This is a genomic window from Aquabacter sp., from assembly GCF_965279295.1.
Classification (GTDB): Bacteria; Pseudomonadota; Alphaproteobacteria; order Rhizobiales; family Xanthobacteraceae; genus Aquabacter.
Genome location: NZ_CBDIHQ010000009.1, coordinates 81,192 through 96,759, shown reverse-complemented (window position 1 = coordinate 96,759; position 15,568 = coordinate 81,192). Strand labels below are relative to the sequence as shown.

The following is a 15,568-nucleotide window of genomic DNA, read 5'->3' as shown; positions in this document are numbered from 1 at the left end:
AAGCCGCCACCGTCATGCCGGGACCGTACCCATGAGCCATCGCCTGCCGCCGCTGAACGGATTGCGCGCCTTCGAGGCCGCTGGCCGCCACCTGAGCTTCAAGGCGGCCGCCATGGAACTCTCCGTCACGCCCGGCGCCGTGAGCCAGCAGGTGAAGCATCTGGAACAGGCGCTCGGCGTGCCGCTGTTTCAGCGTCTGCATCGCAGCCTGATCCTCACCGCCCAGGGCGAGGCTCTGCTGCCGGAGGTGGGGGACGCCTTCCGACGCCTGTCGAGGGCCAGCGACACCGTGGCGAAGGCTTTGAAGACCAAGCCGCTGCGCCTCGGCATCTCGCCGGCCCTGAGTGAGGAACCCGACCGCCTGCTCGCCCGTCTCGCCGGCACGAGGCGCTCGCCGGACTATGTGCGCGGGGTGGCAACGGACGACGTGGCCGACCTTCTCGCCGGCCGGCTCGATGCCCTGCTCCGGCCCGGCCCCGGCCCCTACCCCGGCCTGCACGCCGAACTGCTGACGCTCGCGCCCGGCTTCGGAACGCACAAGACGGCGTCGCTGGTGGTCTGGCCCGGCCTCGCAAGCTGCCGCGAGTTCACCCGCGCGCGGGCGCTTTTGATCGGCGACTGTCCGCCGTCCCAGGACTGAGGACAGCGCGCGCCGGCGCCTAGAAATTCAGGGTGAACCCGGCAGCCAGCGAATCCTTGCGGAAGGCGCGCACGGCGTCCAGCGAGAGATCGTTGGGGGTCTTCTTGCCGAAGGCGGCGGCCTTGGCGATCTGGTCCGGGGTGGCGGTGATGATGTGGCAGCCCGCCTGGTGGGCGTGAACGATGTTCACCGCCTCGCGCGCGCTCGCCCAGATCAGTTCGATTTGCGGCTCGGAGGCGACGATTTCGGCGGCAGCATACATCATCGGCATGGGGTCGATGCCGATGTCGGCGACCCGACCGGCGAAGATCGAGATGTTGGACGCCGGCCCGCCCGCCAGTGCCTCGGCGGTGGTGTAGACCTGCTTGATGGTCATGATGGCGGTGACGTTCTGCTTCACCCCGGCATCGGCCAGCCGGCGGATCAGCGGCGCCGCACTCTCGCCGGCCGAGTTGGTCACCGGCATCTTCACATAGACGTTCTCGCCCCAGGTGGTGATGAACCGCGCCTCGCGCTCCATCTCGGCGAAATCGTCGGAGAACACCTCGAACGAAATCGGCCGGTCGGGGATCACTTCGAGCACCTTCCGGGCGAAGGTCTCATAGTCGGTGATGCCGGCCTTGTGCATCAGGGTCGGGTTGGTGGTGAAGCCCTTGACGAAGGGGTACGTCCGATACGTGTCGATCATGCCTTGGAGGTCGGCACCATCGGCGTAGATCTTGACGTTCAACGAGGCGACATCCATCGCGGTCTTCCCGGTTTCCAGACATCCTGAGCGGGCGTGCTTGTGGCATAAAACCTTCCCCGAGGCCAGCCTGCCAAGCCCTTGCCAACACGGCCATTGTGCACCCGGCACGCTCCGCTTAACCTTCGGAACGCTCCCTGGAGTACCATCGCCAATGGCTGGAATCCTGCGCCCATGAGCACTCTCGGCATCCGCGGGGCCTTCTTCGATTTCCTCGACGATCCCTGGAAATACATCGGCCGGGAAGCCGAGGCCGCGCGTTTCCATGCGGATGGGCTGATGGTCATCCAGGACGGGATCATCGCCGATTTCGGACCCTTCGCCCGCCTCGCGCCACGCTATCCGGGACTGGAAATCACCCACATCACGAACCGGTTGATCTTACCCGGTTTCATCGACGGCCATATTCATTTCCCCCAGACGCGGGTTCTTGGTGCTTTCGGCGAGCAACTCCTGCCCTGGCTTGAGAAATGGGTCTTTCCGGAGGAGATCAAATACCACGACCGCGATTATGCCCGCGATGGCGCCCGGCGGTTCTTCGATACATTGCTGGCATCCGGCACCACAACTTGCCAGGCTTTTACAACGACCGCGCCAGTGGCGACCGAGGAATTCTTCGAGGAAGCCAGCCGCCGCAACATGCGTGTGATCGCCGGCCTCACCGGCATCGACCGCCACGCACCGCCCGAGTACGCCGACACGCCGGACAATTTCTACCGCGACAGCAAGGAACTGATCGCGCGCTATCACCGCCACGGGCGCAATCTCTACGCCATCACCCCACGCTTCGCGGTCGGCGCGAGCGATGATCTTTTGCGGCGCTGCCAGCAGTTGAAGCAGGAACACCCCGACTGCTGGGTGAACACCCATATCTCCGAAAACCCCACCGAATGCCGCATGGTGCTCGAAGTCCATCCCGAGTGCGCCGACTATCTCGGGGTCTATGAACGCTATGGCCTGATCGGCCCGAAATTCTCCGGCGGCCACGGCATCTGGCTTTCCGATGATGAATTCTCCCGCCTCTCCAGGAGCGGGGCGACGGTGGTGTTCTGCCCCTGCTCGAACCTGTTTCTCGGCTCCGGCCTGTTCCGCATCGGCCGCGCAACCGACCCGGACAGCCGGGTGCGCATGGCCTTCGGATCGGACATCGGCGCCGGTAACCGCTTCTCAATGCTCAATGTTCTTGATGACGCCTACAAGGTCGGCATGTGCAACAACACCCGGCTGGACGGCAGCCTGGAGCCCGCCCGCAAGAATCTCGCCGAAGCGGAGCGCAACAAAATCTCGCCCTATCGCGGCTTCTGGTCGATCACCCTGGGCGGCGCGGAAGGGCTTTATATCGACGACGTGCTCGGCAATTTCGAGCCGGGCAAGGAAGCCGACTTCGTCGCGCTCGACTGGAACGCCGGCCCCATGGCCCTGCCCTGGCATCAGTCGCTGGCGGTCGGATCGGACGGGCCGCAGACCATGGAGGAGGCCGCCGACGTTCTGTTCGCGCTCATGATGATCAGCGATGATCGCGCGGTCGACGAAACCTGGGTGATGGGCCGGCGCATGTACAAGAAAAGATGACGTTACAACGACATCAAAGCACCCCGGCGCCGGTGTCCGCTCAAAAAAATGCCCCGGACTGAGCCGGAGCATTTCATGACGTCATCACCCGAATGAAACCGGCGAGGTCTACTCTGCCGCCACCACCTCGGGACGGCCGCGCGCCTGACGCTCGCGCTTCAGCAACTCGGCCACCAGGAAAGCGATCTCGATGGCCTGATCGGCATTGAGACGCGGGTCGCAATAGGTGTGGTAGCGATCCCGCAGGTCCTCATCCGAAATCGCCCGCGCGCCGCCGGTGCATTCGGTGACGTTCTTGCCGGTCATTTCCAGATGCACGCCGCCGGCGTAAGTGCCTTCGGCCGCGTGCACATCGAAGAAGGTCTGGATCTCCGACTGGACCCGCTCGAACGGGCGGGTCTTGTAGCCGGAGGCCGCCTTGATGGTGTTGCCGTGCATGGGATCGCACGACCACACAACCGTGCGGCCTTCCCGCTCCACCGCCCGAACCAGCGCCGGCAGGGCATCGCCCACCTTGTCCGAGCCGAAGCGGCAGATCAGGGTGATGCGGCCCGCCTCATTGTCCGGCTGGAGCACGTCCAGCAGGCGGATGAGGCCGTCGGGCGTCAGTGATGGGCCGCACTTGATGCCGATGGGATTACGGATGCCGCGGAAATATTCCACATGCCCGTGGTCCGGCTGGCGGGTGCGGTCGCCGATCCACAGCAGGTGGCCGGAGGTCGCGTACCAGTCGCCGGAGGTGGAATCCACCCGCGTCATGGCCTGCTCGTAGCCGAGCAGCAGCGCCTCATGGCTGGTGAAGAAATCCGTGGTCCGCATCTCGGGATGGGACTGCGGATCGATCCCGCAGGCGCGCATGAAGTCGAGCGCCTCGGTGATGCGGTTCGCCAGTTCCTGGTAGCGATGAGACTGAGGTGAATCCTTCACGAACCCCAGCATCCACTGGTGCGCGTTGGACAGGTTGGCATAGCCGCCGTTCGCGAAGGCGCGCAGCAGGTTCAGCGTCGCCGCCGACTGCCGGTAGGCATCGAGCTGGCGGCGCGCGTCGGGAATGCGCCCCTCGGGGGTGAAGGCAATGTCGTTGACGATGTCGCCGCGATAGCTCGGCAGTTCCACGCCATCCACGATCTCGGTGTCGGCCGAGCGCGGCTTGGCGAACTGCCCGGCGATGCGGCCAACCTTCACCACCGGCGAACCGCCGGAGAAGGTGAGGACCACCGCCATCTGCAGGAACACGCGGAAGAAATCGCGGATGTTGTCGGCGCTATGCTCGTCGAAGCTCTCGGCGCAATCCCCGCCCTGGAGCAGGAAGGCCTCGCCCCGCGCGACCTTGGCAAGCTCGGCCTTCAGGCGACGCGCCTCGCCCGCAAACACCAGCGGTGGATAGCTCGCGAGCTTCGCCTCGACGCTCATGAGCAGCGCGGGGTCGGGATAGGCCGGGATCTGCACCGAGGGCGAAAATCGCCACGTATCCGGACGCCAGCCTTCGGCGCGGCGAGACGTGATCTCAGCGCTCGGGGTGCGGTCGGAAACGGGACGGGTCGGCATAACACTCTCCATCAAGTCTTTCCGGCTGCGCCGGCCTTCATGGGACGGCACGGCTTTCCTTCAGCCGGAGCCGGGGCTTATACACCAGTGTGAGGGCGCAAGTAACCCGCGTGGTTTCACCTAAATGCGCCCAGGAATGTGCGGGAGAATATGCCGAGCGCGAGCCTGGCCTATCGGCGGGTTCAGCGTCGGAACTGCGTTCATGCACCACCCGCAGCCGCCCCAGGACCAGCACCTGCTCCAAACCTGCGGCCAGCAAATCCCGCACGGCGGACGACGCCGAAATCGCGGCTATCACGGCCTTCCGCGTCGATGTATCCACAGGCTGCCACCCCGGCATCCGGCCTCTCTGGACAGGTCCCCGCGAACTCTCTATACACACCCCGCTCCGGACAGCTTCTCTGCTTCCCCCGGCGCCCAGGTAGCTCAGTTGGTAGAGCATGCGACTGAAAATCGCAGTGTCGCTGGTTCGATTCCGGCCCTGGGCACCATTGCCCTCTTCAGATGCCAGACCGCTAAAAAGCCTTTAGAATAAAGGCTTTGTGCGGACGATTGCGGGCCAGATGGCATCACGCGATGGCATGGCAACGCGTTTTATAGGCCTCTTTATCGGCATGGCGAACGCCCACTCAATTTTGCCTGCGGCCGGCTCTGAAGCACTTTGACCACAGCATGTCTAATGCGTGGTCCAAAGAAGCATGACGACGCCGACGACGATCAGACCGATACCGCCGACCTCTCGAAACGAAGTCGCCTGCTTAAAAACAAACTTAGATATCGCTTGTGCGAACAACACTTCCACAACGGCCAGCGTCCGCACGTTCGCCGCGGCAGTGATGGCAAATGCCAGAAACCAGAATTGAGATCCGAGTGCGCCCATGAAGCCGGCGAGCAAGGATGGCCTCCACAACCGAAGGATCATCTGCAAGACGCGCGGATCGCGCAGGGCAAGAAATAGGGTGAGAGCGGCCGCTTGCATGCCAAGACTGACCACCAGCGTAAAGGTCGCCGCCATCACGAAGTCCGGATAGCCGAGCGAGAGGATGGCGCCGCGATAGCCGATAGCGGAAAGCGCGAACATCGCGCCCGCTCCGACGCCGAGCAGGGTCGAGCCGAGGCGCGCGGTGCCGGCGGCGGCCGGCTTCATCGACATGATAACAACCCCAGCGGTAGCGATGATGATCGCCACGGCTGTGCTGGCGCCGATGCGTTCGTTCAGAAAAACCAGTCCGAAAATGGCGACCTGCACCGGCTCGGTCTTGATGTAAGCGGTGGCGGCGACGAAAGACCGCCGGTTCATGGCGGCGAGCATCAGCGCGGTGGCGATGATCTGCGACAGCGCACCACCAGCGACCCACGGCCAGAAGAGAGGCGTTGCAAGCGAGGGCAGCGGCAGGCGGGTGACCGCCATCGTTCCGATCAGAAACAGAACCGCGAATGGAAAGCCGAACAGGAACCGGACATGCGTCGCGCCGGCGGTGCCAAGCTTCGCCGTCAGTTCCCGCTGCATTGCGTTGCGGGCTGTCTGCGCGGCGGCGGCGATGATCGTGAAAACAGCCCAGAGCATGAAACGGCGTCGCCTCAATTGAATGATGGCCGCGCGCAAACCTCTGCCGCGTCAGCCAACACGCTGCTGTCTAATCCAAACACCCGGGGGAGGTGTAGCGGGCAATTGGGTGTTCGCGCGCGGTTCCTCGGATGCAAGGCCGCCGCCATCATCATCGCCTTGATGCGCGGCGCACCTTGAAGACAGGCATGGACCTTAGAGAGGGTAGCGGTGTTTAACGCCTCGCGGGGCTCCAACCCGCGTGCCCGGCGATCTCGGCCGGGACAATCCGACAGGGCGGCCATGTCCGCGCCGGGGCGATTGATGTAAACGTTGGGACCAGGGCTCGAAGCAGGGGTGCACGTTTTCTGATGCCATCGCCAAACGTTCAGCAGATCAGCTTCATGGTGGTCATCGTCGGGGTCACGGCGGCCTTCTTCTGGCTGCTCCTCCCATTCTTCGGCGCGGTGCTCTGGGCGGTGATCCTGGCGATCCTGTTCGATCCGATTCAGCGGTGGCTGGTCGGCGCCCTGAACGGGCGGAGAAACCTCGCCGCCGGCCTGAACGTCCTGCTGTGCATCTGCATCGTCGTCATTCCAGGGGCGATCATCCTCGCCTCGCTGGCCCAGGAAGCGACCGGGCTCTACCATCGCATTTCCACCCGCGAGTTTAATCTGGCGGAGATCCTCACCCGGTTCCAAGAGACTCTGCCCGACTTCCTGCGCGACCTTCTGCCGACCTTCAATCTCAGCACCGTGGGCGAGATCGGCGAGCGGCTCTCATCGTTGCTGGGGCAGGCATCACAGACCATTGCGGCCAGTGCTCTGAGCATCGGCCAGGGCACCGCACAGCTGTTTATCAGCCTCGGCGTGATGCTCTATGTGCTGTTCTTCCTGTTCCGGGACGGCCGCTCGCTCGCCGCCCAGATCCGCAGGACCAGCCCGCTGAGCGCGCATTACACCGACAGCATCCTCGGCAAGTTTTCCGATGTCGTGCAGGCGACGGTGAAGGGCAATGTCATCATCGCCCTGATCCAGGGGGCGATTGGCGGCTTCACCTTCTGGTCGCTCGGCATCAACGGCGCGCTGCTTTGGGGCGTGCTGATGGCCATGCTGTCGCTGGTGCCGGCGGTCGGTGCGTTCCTGGTCTGGGGGCCGACGGCCGCCTATCTCCTGATTTCGGGCGATTATCTGAAGGGCGCCATCCTGATGGGCGTCGGCATGTTCGTGATCGGCTTGATCGACAACATCCTGCGGCCGCCGCTGGTCGGAAAGGGCACCCGCCTGCCGGATTACGTGGTTCTCGTCTCGACGCTGGGGGGCCTGTCGCTGTTTGGCGTCAACGGCTTCGTCATCGGACCGTTGATCGCGGCGTTGTTCGTCGCGGTCTGGTCTTTGCTGGCGCAGGATCAGGATCACAGCAGCGTGTGAGGACCCTCGCAAGGGCGGGCGGAGAGCGGCATGCCGAGCAGACCACGGGATCAGGATCGCGCGCCCTTCTCCGCACCCAGCGCGCGGACACGGGACCCGATCTTCGACCTGCGCGCGCTGGAAATCTTCGTCGGCGTCCTGGAGACCGGCTCAATGACGCTGGCCGCGCAGCGGCTCGGCCTCACGCAATCGGGCGTCTCCCACGCCATCGCCTCCCTTGAGAAGACGCTCGGCACCGAATTGCTGGACCGGCGGGTTCGCCCCATCGCCCCCACCGCCGGCGGCAGGGTGCTGCTGGAGCGGGCCGAGGCGCTGCTGCGCGATGCCCGAGAGACGGCGGTGCGGGTGCGGGCCTCCAGCTATCAGGCGGTGCCCCGCCTGCGCGTGGCTATGGCCGATTCCGTGGTTTCGACCGTAGGTCCGCATCTGGTGCGGCTGCTGCATCAGGAGGCGGCGCAATGGTCGATCTGGTCCGGCCTGTCGCTGAACCACATCCAATCGCTGATCACGCGTGAGGTCGATCTGATCGTGACGTCCAACACCAATCTGGACGACACGGTGTACGAGATCCACGAGGTGTTCTCGGAACCGTATGTGGTCGCCCTGCCCTCGACCTTCGTCGGCCCGATCGGCTCGCTCCAGGCGATCGGGGACAAGCTCAATCTGGTGCGCTACAGCGCGCGCTCGCTCACCGGCCAGGATATCGAGCAGTATCTGCGCCGCCTGCGGATCGACGCCACCGGACGGTTTGAATTCGATACCTCGGACGCGGTGCTGGGCATGGTGGCGGCTGGCATCGGCTGGACCATCACCACCCCGTTTTGCCTGCTCCAGAGCGCCATGCATGTCCCGCGCCTGCGGATCGAGCCCCTGCCTTTCCCGCGTCTGCGCCGCAAGATTTCCGTGGTCTCACATCAGGACGAACTCTCGGATCTTCCGGTGCGCATCGCCGTCGCGGCGCGCGAGATCGTGGCAACCCGCTGCAAGGCGGAACTCGCCGCCGTCGCCCTGTGGCTCGCGGAGGAGGTGACCATTCCAGCCGACCGAACATGAATTCAATTCATGTTGATCGACATTTTTTCTCATGATGCTCAAAAAGCCCCACTGCCGCATAATGTAACATCCATAAGAGGCATTAAGCCTTCCCGTCGCACGTTGCCCATAATCCAGAGGGGATCCGATGCGCATTTCCGGCCTGATCGCGAGCGGCGCGCTCGCTTTGTCCATGATCCTTGGCGGCGTGATGACGCCCGCCGTCGCCCAGCCGAAACCGGGCGGCACGCTTATCATTGCCCTGGAGAGCGAACCGGGCACGCTGGCGCCGCACACCACCACGGATACGGTGGCGTTCATCCCCGCCACCAACATCTACAGCGGCCTGATCGGACTGGACTATAATTTCCAGCCGACGCCGGACCTCGCCGAGAAATGGTCGGTCTCGCCCGACGGCCTGACCTACACCTTCAATCTGGTGAAGAACGCCAAGTGGCACGACGGCAAGCCCGTCACCGCCGAGGATGTGGAATATACCTTCAACGAAGCGGTGGCGAAGTCGCATCCGCGCGCGGCTTCGTGGTGGCCGAACGTTGAATATGCCAAGGCGCTCGATCCCAACACGTTCGAGATCAAGCTGAAAACGCCCTACGCGCCGTTCTTGACGCTGCTGGCCTCGCCCTTGTCGAGCGGCCTGCTGATCCTGCCCAAGCACATCTACGCCGGCACCGATCCCAAGACCAACCCGGCGAACCAGAAGCCGATCGGCTCGGGTCCGTTCAAGTTCGCGGCTTGGGAACGCGGCAGCCATATCGAGGTGGTCAAGAACACCGACTACTTCAAGAAGGGTAAGCCCTATCTCGACCGCATCGTGTTCCAGATCGTGCCGGATTCCAGCGCGCGCATGCTGGCCTTCGAGCGCGGCGAATTAGACTTCCTGCACTGGTACATCGTGCCTTACGACCAGGTTGCCAAGCTGCGGAAGGACAAGCGGTTCGTCGTCGTCGACAAAGGCGGCGAGGCACCGGCCACCAACGGCTTCATGCTGATGAACATGCGCAACGAGTACCTGAGGGACGTGCGCGTCCGGCAGGCGCTCGCCTATGCCATCGACCGCGAGGACATCCGCAAGAAGGCGCTGTTCGGCGAAGGCAAGGTCGCGAAAAGCCCGATCAACAGCGGCCTCGGCTGGATCTTCACCGACCAGTACAATTACCCGCTCGATGTCGCCAAGGCGAACGCGCTGATGGACGAGGCCGGTTTCAAGCGCGGGCCGGACGGCAAACGCTTCTCCCTGCGCATCGCCTGGGGCACCGGCCGCGACTATGAGGGCCGCGCCGCCGAGATCATCAAGGACAATCTCAAGGCGGTCGGCATCGACGTGACGGTGCAGGTGATGGACCGCCTCGCCTTCGTGGACAAGGTGTTCCGCAACTGGGACTTCGACCTCGCCAACCAGCTGTTCACAACCGGCCCCGATCCGACGTTCTCGGTGACGCCGCGGTTCCACTCCAACCAGATCAAGAAGGCGCCCTACGTCAACGCCATGGGCTATTCGAGCCCGGCGGCGGACGCCCTGTTCGACACCGAGTTCAAGGAGTTGGACCGGGAGAAGCGTGCCGTCATGTGGAAGGAGATCCAGAAGATCCTCATGACCGACATGCCCGCCCTGCCCCTGTTCGAAGTGCCCACGGTGAATGCGGTCTCGGCCAAGTTCAAGGACGTGATCACCGGGCCGCAGGGCTACATCCAGAGCCGGGAAGATGCCTACGAGGTGAAGTGAGGCACCTCTTGCCCCACCTCACTCTCCAGGCACATCTCACAGCGAAAGGCAGGCGCGATGCCATCCTTTGACATACTCATCTATGTCATCCGGCGCCTCGCGCAGGCCGTTCCGCTGATCCTGGTCGTGATCCTGCTGAACTTCTTCCTGATCCACGCGGCGCCCGGCGACCCCATCGACTTCCTGGTCGGCTCCATGGATGCCAGCCCGGAATATATCGACGGGCTGCGCAAGGAGTTCGGGCTCGACCAGCCGCTCATGACGCAGCTCTGGGCCTATCTCGCCCGCATGGCGCATTTCGACCTCGGCTATTCCCTGCGCTACCGGCAGGGGGTGCTAGACCTGATCCTGACCCGCATGCCGGCGACCCTTCTGCTCATGGTGACTGCGCTGGTGATTAGCTCGGTGCTCGGTGTCCTGCTCGGCGCGGTGGCGGCGCGGCGGCCCTATTCTGTGACCGACCAGGCCAGCACCTTCCTGGCCTTGGCTGGCTATTCCATGCCGGTGTTCTGGCTCGGGCAATTGGTGTTGATCGTTTTCTCGCTGCACCTCGGCTGGTTTCCCACCCAGGGCATGTACAGCCTGCGGGCACCCACCCAGGGCTGGGGCCGCATTCTCGACGTGCTGCACCATCTCGCGCTGCCGGCGCTGACCTATAGCCTCTATCATCTAGCGCTGATCTATCGCCTGACCCGCATCAAGATGCAGGAAACGCTGCAACTCGACTTCATCACCACCGCCCGCGCCAAGGGCGCGCCGGAGGGGCGTGTGGTCTATCGCCATGCCCTGCGCAATGCGGTCCTGCCGGTGGTGACGGTGATCGGCATGAACTTCGGCTTCATGCTCGCCGGCTCGGTCCTCACCGAGACCGTGTTCGCCTGGCCCGGCATGGGGCGGCTGCTCTACGAGGCGATCCAGGCGCGGGACTATCCCGTTCTCATGGGCCTTTTCACCGTGCTGTCACTGATGGTGATCGCCGCCAATGTGGTGACCGATCTCATCTATGCCGCCATCGATCCGCGCGTGGTGTACCGATGAGCGCCGTCGAGATCTCCACCACCCCGCCGCCGCCCCGCGCGGTGTCCTCCTGGCGCATCTTCGGGCGCAACCGCAGTGCGTCGATCGCAGCCGTGATCCTGGGCGCGCTGCTCCTGGCGGCAGTGGCCTGCCGGCTGTTGGCGCCGTTCGAGCCCGGTGCGATTGGGGTCGGCCCGGCCATGGAGGCGCCGAGCATGGCGCATCTGTTCGGCACCGACGAACTCGGCCGCGACGTGCTCAGCCGGGTGCTGTTCGGGCTCCGCGTCTCGCTGATGGTCGGCTTCGGTGCGGCCGGCATCGCCACCGCCGTTGGTATTTTCGTGGGCGGCATCGCCGGCTTCTCGGGCGGCCTCGTGGACGACCTGCTTATGCGCATCACCGAGGTGTTCCAGGTGATCCCGCGCTTCTTCCTCGCGGTGGTTCTGGTGGCGTTCTTCGGCGCCAGCATCTGGAACATCATCGCCTCCATCGCCATCCTGAGCTGGCCAGACATCGCCCGGCTGGTGCGGGCGGAATTCCTCACCCTGCGTTCGCGCCAGTTCGTCGATGCGGCGCGGGTGGCGGGGGCGCCGCCGGGGGTGCTGATCTTCGTGGAGATCCTGCCCAATGCGCTCGGCCCGGTGGTGGTCAACGCCACCCTGCTGGTGGGGCAGGCCATGCTGCTGGAGGCGGGGCTGAGCTATCTGGGCCTGGGCGACCCGGCGCAGGTGAGCCTCGGCCTGATCCTCCAGGAGGCCCAGCAAATCATGCGCACCGCCTGGTGGACCACCGCCTTTCCCGGCATCGCCATCTTCCTCGCCGTGCTCTCGCTGAACGTGGTCGGCGACGGACTGAACGATGTGCTCAACCCGCGATCGAGGGACCGCTGACATGGCCGCGCTCCTGACCGTGGAAAACCTCGTCACCCACGTCTTCACCGACAGCGGCCGGGTGCGCGCGGTGGACGGCGTCTCGCTGAATATCCAGCCCGGCGAGGCGGTGGCGCTGGTGGGCGAATCCGGCTCGGGCAAGAGCATGACCGCCCAGTCCCTGATGCGCTTGCCGCGCCCTCCGGCCCGCATCCTGTCCGGCCAGATGATGTTCGAGGGGCAAGACTTACTCACCCTCAGCGAGCGTCAGATGCGATCGGTGCGCGGCGGGCGCATGGGCATGATCTTCCAGGACCCCGCCACCTATCTGAACCCGCTCATGCGGGTTGGCGACCAGATCGCCGAAGCTGTCCGGCTGCATCGCAAGGTTGGGCGCGCCGGCGCACGGGCGGAGGCGCTGGAGGCGATGAAGCTGGTACGCATTCCCGCCGCCGAGACCGTGATCGACTATTATCCGCACCAGCTTTCCGGCGGCATGCGCCAGCGCATCCTGATCGCCATGGCGATCACCGCGCGCCCAAGCCTGCTGATCGCCGACGAGCCCACCACCGCGCTGGATGTCACCGTGCAGGCGCAGATCATGCGCCTCCTCGCGGGGCTGCGGCGCGACCTCGGCAGCGCCATGCTGCTGATCACCCACGATCTCGGCCTGGTCGCCGAATTCTGTGACCGGGTCTATGTGATGTATGCCGGGAAGATCGTCGAGGAAGGCTCCGTCGAGGACATCTTCTACCGGGCGCAGCATCCCTACACCCGTGCCCTGATGCGCTCGACCCTTGGGCCGGAGCGGCGCGTGACGTCGTTCGAGGCGATCCAGGGCAATCCGCCCAACCTCGCGCATCTTCCCCCCGGGTGCAGCTTCAACCCGCGCTGCCCGGAACGCTTTTCACGCTGCATGGGCGAGGCGCCGCCGCTGTTCGATGTCGCGGCGGGCACCCGCTCACGCTGCTGGCTGGCCGAAGGAGGCGCCGATGACCGCGCTGCTTGAGGTGCGCGACCTGAAGGTGCATTTCGCGGTCGGCGGCGGCCTGTTCCGCCGCGCGCGCGGCACGGTTCACGCTGTGGACGGGGTCAGCCTGTCGCTCCAGCGCAACGAAATCCTCGCCGTGGTGGGCGAGAGCGGCTGCGGCAAGAGCACACTCGCCCGCGCCATGCTTGGGCTGGTGAAGATCACCGGCGGCGAGGTCCGCCTCGACGACGCGCCGCTGCTGGACCTGACCACGGATCAGCTTCGGCGCTACCGACGCTCGGTGCAGATGGTGTTCCAGGATCCGTTCGAATCCCTCAACCCGCGCAAGACCATTTTCCGCACCCTGGCGCAGCCGCTCAAGATCCACGGCATCGTGCCGCCCAGCGAATTGCGCACCGAGGCGGCGCGCCTGCTGGATGCGGTGGGTCTCGCGCCGGGCGAGGATTATCTCGACCGCTACCCGCACCAGTTTTCCGGCGGCCAGCGCCAGCGCATCTGCATCGCCCGCGCCATCGCCGTGCGCCCCCGGGTGATCGTGGCCGACGAGGCCGTCTCGGCCCTCGACATCTCCATCCGCGCCCAGATCCTCGCCCTGATGAAGACGCTTCAGACCGAACTCGGCCTGTCCTACGTGTTCATCACCCATGATCTCGGCGTCGTGCGCTCGCTGTGCGACCGGGTGTGCGTGATGTATCTCGGGCAGGTGATGGAAGAGGGGCCGACCGACCTCATCTTCGCGCAGCCGCGCCATCCCTACACCGCCGCCTTGATCGATTCCTGCCCGCTGCCCGACCCGCGCCGCGCCAGGGCCCGGCCGGCGCCGCCGCTGGCGGGCGACATTCCCTCGCCGCTCAATCCGCCGCCGGGATGCCGCTTCCACACCCGCTGCCCGGTGGTGCGGGACATTTGCAAGACGGTAACGCCGCCCGCCATGGCATTTGCCGATGGGCAGGTGTCGCGATGCCATTTCGCGCATGAGGCACCAAGCTGGCCGTTCGGCCGCGCCGGCGCGGAGATCGCGGCATGAGCGGTCCTCTGATGCAGCTTGCCCGCCACACGGCGGACCGTCCGAACGATTGGAGCCCGGCCCTGCGCCACGCGGCGGCGCGCTCCTATGTCGACACGGTGGCCTGCATGGTGGCCGGGCGCGCCGACCCCGCGACCCTTAAGGCGCGGGCGGTGTTCGCGCCCTGGGCCGCGCCCGGCGCAGCCATAGAGATTGCCGGCGGCACCGGCCTCGCCGCGCCTGCGGCGGCGCTGGTGAACGCAACGGCCGCGCATGCGCTCGACTTCGACGATGTGCTGGAACCCGCCGCCGCTCATGCCAGCGCCGTGTTCGTGCCCGCGCTCCTCGCGCTCGGCGCGGAGCGGGGCACATCGGGTGCTCGTCTCGCCGATGCGCTGCTGATCTCGTTCGACGTCATGGCCGCGTTCGCCGCCGCCATGAACATGGTGCATTACGACCGAGGCTGGCACACCACCCTCACCTTCGGCCCGATCGCCGCCGCCGCCGGATGCGCGCGGCTACTGGGGCTGGATGCCGAGCGCACGGCGGTCGCCATCAGCGCCGCCACCAGCTTCTCCAGCGGCTCCAAGCGGCAATTCGGCAGCGACATGAAGCCGATCCACGCCGGGCTCGCGGCACAGGCCGGCATCATGGCCGCCTGCCTCGCGGAAGCGGGCATCAGCGCCGCCGGTGAGGCGATCCTCGATGGCCGCTGGTCGTTCACCGATCTGTTCGGCGGCGACGGCATGCCGGGGCTCGCAGCGATGGCCGAGCGGCTCGCCGGGCCGCCCGCCATGGAGGCGTTCGGCGCCTGGCTGAAAGCCTATCCCTGCTGCGCCAGCGCCCACCGCCCCATGGACGCGCTGAAGAACCTGCGCCACCGCGTGCCGTTCACGCCCCAGGATGTGGTCTCGGCCGAAGCGGACGTGTCGGCCATTGTGTTCGGCAATCTGATGTATGCCGTGCCCACCTCGCCCATGCAGGCGCGCTTCAGTCTCAACCATTGCCTCGCCATCGTTGCCGGCAAGGACGAGGTCGCCTCCGGCGATTTCGACCCGCCCGCTCTTGCCGATCCGGCGCTGCGGGCGTTCTGGCCGAAGGTGTCCATGCGCATCGATCCAGACCTCGCCGCCCCCGGCGCGCCGGCCATCGGCCGCGAGCGTACCCGCCTCAAGGTGAGGCTCAAGGACGGCCGGCTATTGGAGGAACAGGTGATCTTCCCCTCCGGCCATCCCCGCGCGCCGATGAGCGATGAAGACCTCACAGCCAAGTTCGATGCCTGCATCGGCGATGCCCTCGACCCCGCGTCCGCGCGCGGCCTGCGCGACGCCTTGTTCGCGCTCTCCAGCCAATCGGACCTCACCCGCGTCAACCAGCTTCTGTCGGCCGCGGCCGGCAAGGAAAAGCCCATCAGAAGGCAAGGATAGA

13 protein-coding genes and 1 tRNA gene are annotated in these 15,568 nt (G+C 65.6%); 11 read left to right on the top strand and 3 right to left on the bottom strand.

Going from position 1 to position 15,568, the window contains the following annotated elements:
* The first annotated feature begins 31 nt into the window (after positions 1 to 31).
* Entirely contained in the window at positions 32 to 640 is a 609-nt protein-coding gene (locus tag ADADO0_RS03370; RefSeq protein WP_511303679.1) for a LysR family transcriptional regulator, read from the top strand.
* A 19-nt stretch (positions 641 to 659) separates the two neighbouring features.
* On the opposite strand, the gene ADADO0_RS03365 is transcribed toward ADADO0_RS03370, so the two are convergent.
* The gene (locus tag ADADO0_RS03365) at positions 660 to 1,385 is read right to left on the bottom strand and encodes a transaldolase (RefSeq protein WP_511303678.1); all 726 of its coding nucleotides are present in this window, start codon (positions 1,383 to 1,385) and stop codon (positions 660 to 662) included.
* 174 nt (positions 1,386 to 1,559) lie between these two features.
* Here ADADO0_RS03365 and guaD point away from each other — a divergent pair, with 174 nt between their 5' ends.
* Complete coding sequence (gene guaD / locus ADADO0_RS03360) at positions 1,560 to 2,957, top strand: guanine deaminase (protein WP_511303677.1); 1,398 nt, start codon at positions 1,560 to 1,562, stop codon at positions 2,955 to 2,957.
* Between the two features lie 108 nt (positions 2,958 to 3,065).
* Here the strand turns inward: guaD and ADADO0_RS03355 are convergent, their stop codons facing one another.
* Positions 3,066 to 4,505, bottom strand: coding sequence for a class II 3-deoxy-7-phosphoheptulonate synthase (locus ADADO0_RS03355; RefSeq protein WP_511303676.1), 1,440 nt, complete (start codon positions 4,503 to 4,505; stop codon positions 3,066 to 3,068).
* A gap of 415 nt (positions 4,506 to 4,920) precedes the next feature.
* Between ADADO0_RS03355 and ADADO0_RS03350 the strand changes: the two genes are divergently transcribed.
* Positions 4,921 to 4,996: transfer RNA gene (locus tag ADADO0_RS03350), tRNA-Phe, on the top strand.
* Between the two features lie 185 nt (positions 4,997 to 5,181).
* Here the strand turns inward: ADADO0_RS03350 and ADADO0_RS03345 are convergent.
* Positions 5,182 to 6,072 (bottom strand): DMT family transporter, encoded by an 891-nt coding sequence (locus ADADO0_RS03345; protein ID WP_511303675.1) that lies wholly within the window; start codon positions 6,070 to 6,072, stop codon positions 5,182 to 5,184.
* A gap of 350 nt (positions 6,073 to 6,422) precedes the next feature.
* Here ADADO0_RS03345 and ADADO0_RS03340 point away from each other — a divergent pair, with 350 nt between their 5' ends.
* From ADADO0_RS03340 to ADADO0_RS03305, 8 genes are all read left to right on the top strand, one after another.
* Positions 6,423 to 7,481, top strand: coding sequence for an AI-2E family transporter (locus ADADO0_RS03340; protein WP_511303674.1), 1,059 nt, complete (start codon positions 6,423 to 6,425; stop codon positions 7,479 to 7,481).
* A 30-nt stretch (positions 7,482 to 7,511) separates the two neighbouring features.
* Positions 7,512 to 8,534 carry a LysR family transcriptional regulator gene (locus ADADO0_RS03335; RefSeq protein WP_511303673.1) on the top strand — a complete coding sequence of 341 codons (1,023 nt, stop codon included), beginning with the start codon at positions 7,512 to 7,514 and terminating at the stop codon, positions 8,532 to 8,534.
* A gap of 127 nt (positions 8,535 to 8,661) precedes the next feature.
* On the top strand, positions 8,662 to 10,257 hold the full coding sequence (locus ADADO0_RS03330; RefSeq protein ID WP_511303672.1) for an ABC transporter substrate-binding protein: 1,596 nt from the start codon (positions 8,662 to 8,664) through the stop codon (positions 10,255 to 10,257).
* Positions 10,258 to 10,314: 57 nt separating this feature from the next.
* Positions 10,315 to 11,295, top strand: coding sequence for an ABC transporter permease (locus ADADO0_RS03325; RefSeq protein WP_511303671.1), 981 nt, complete (start codon positions 10,315 to 10,317; stop codon positions 11,293 to 11,295).
* Entirely contained in the window at positions 11,292 to 12,164 is an 873-nt protein-coding gene (locus ADADO0_RS03320) for an ABC transporter permease (protein ID WP_511303670.1), read from the top strand. The genes ADADO0_RS03325 and ADADO0_RS03320 overlap by 4 nt, the downstream gene beginning before the upstream one ends.
* A gap of 1 nt (position 12,165) precedes the next feature.
* Positions 12,166 to 13,152, top strand: a complete 987-nt coding sequence (locus ADADO0_RS03315; RefSeq protein WP_511303669.1) for an ABC transporter ATP-binding protein — start codon at positions 12,166 to 12,168, stop codon at positions 13,150 to 13,152.
* Complete coding sequence (locus ADADO0_RS03310; protein ID WP_511303668.1) at positions 13,136 to 14,161, top strand: ABC transporter ATP-binding protein; 1,026 nt, start codon at positions 13,136 to 13,138, stop codon at positions 14,159 to 14,161. The genes ADADO0_RS03315 and ADADO0_RS03310 overlap by 17 nt, the downstream gene beginning before the upstream one ends.
* Entirely contained in the window at positions 14,158 to 15,567 is a 1,410-nt protein-coding gene (locus ADADO0_RS03305) for an MmgE/PrpD family protein (RefSeq protein WP_511303667.1), read from the top strand. The genes ADADO0_RS03310 and ADADO0_RS03305 overlap by 4 nt, the downstream gene beginning before the upstream one ends.
* Position 15,568: the final 1 nt, after the last annotated feature.

Excerpts from the sequence above, each read along its gene's own strand:
- guaD (WP_511303677.1), top strand. The coding sequence starts at position 1,560 with ATGAGCACTCTCGGCATCCGCGGGGCCTTCTTCGATTTCCTCGACGAT.
- ADADO0_RS03340 (WP_511303674.1), top strand. The coding sequence starts at position 6,423 with ATGCCATCGCCAAACGTTCAGCAGATCAGCTTCATGGTGGTCATCGTC.
- ADADO0_RS03320 (WP_511303670.1), top strand. The coding sequence starts at position 11,292 with ATGAGCGCCGTCGAGATCTCCACCACCCCGCCGCCGCCCCGCGCGGTG.
- ADADO0_RS03325 (WP_511303671.1), top strand. The coding sequence starts at position 10,315 with ATGCCATCCTTTGACATACTCATCTATGTCATCCGGCGCCTCGCGCAG.
- ADADO0_RS03365 (WP_511303678.1), bottom strand. The coding sequence starts at position 1,385 with ATGGATGTCGCCTCGTTGAACGTCAAGATCTACGCCGATGGTGCCGAC.
- ADADO0_RS03310 (WP_511303668.1), top strand. The coding sequence starts at position 13,136 with ATGACCGCGCTGCTTGAGGTGCGCGACCTGAAGGTGCATTTCGCGGTC.
- ADADO0_RS03345 (WP_511303675.1), bottom strand. The coding sequence starts at position 6,072 with ATGCTCTGGGCTGTTTTCACGATCATCGCCGCCGCCGCGCAGACAGCC.
- ADADO0_RS03330 (WP_511303672.1), top strand. The coding sequence starts at position 8,662 with ATGCGCATTTCCGGCCTGATCGCGAGCGGCGCGCTCGCTTTGTCCATG.
- ADADO0_RS03335 (WP_511303673.1), top strand. The coding sequence starts at position 7,512 with ATGCCGAGCAGACCACGGGATCAGGATCGCGCGCCCTTCTCCGCACCC.
- ADADO0_RS03315 (WP_511303669.1), top strand. The coding sequence starts at position 12,166 with ATGGCCGCGCTCCTGACCGTGGAAAACCTCGTCACCCACGTCTTCACC.
- ADADO0_RS03370 (WP_511303679.1), top strand. The coding sequence starts at position 32 with ATGAGCCATCGCCTGCCGCCGCTGAACGGATTGCGCGCCTTCGAGGCC.
- ADADO0_RS03305 (WP_511303667.1), top strand. The coding sequence starts at position 14,158 with ATGAGCGGTCCTCTGATGCAGCTTGCCCGCCACACGGCGGACCGTCCG.
- ADADO0_RS03355 (WP_511303676.1), bottom strand. The coding sequence starts at position 4,505 with ATGCCGACCCGTCCCGTTTCCGACCGCACCCCGAGCGCTGAGATCACG.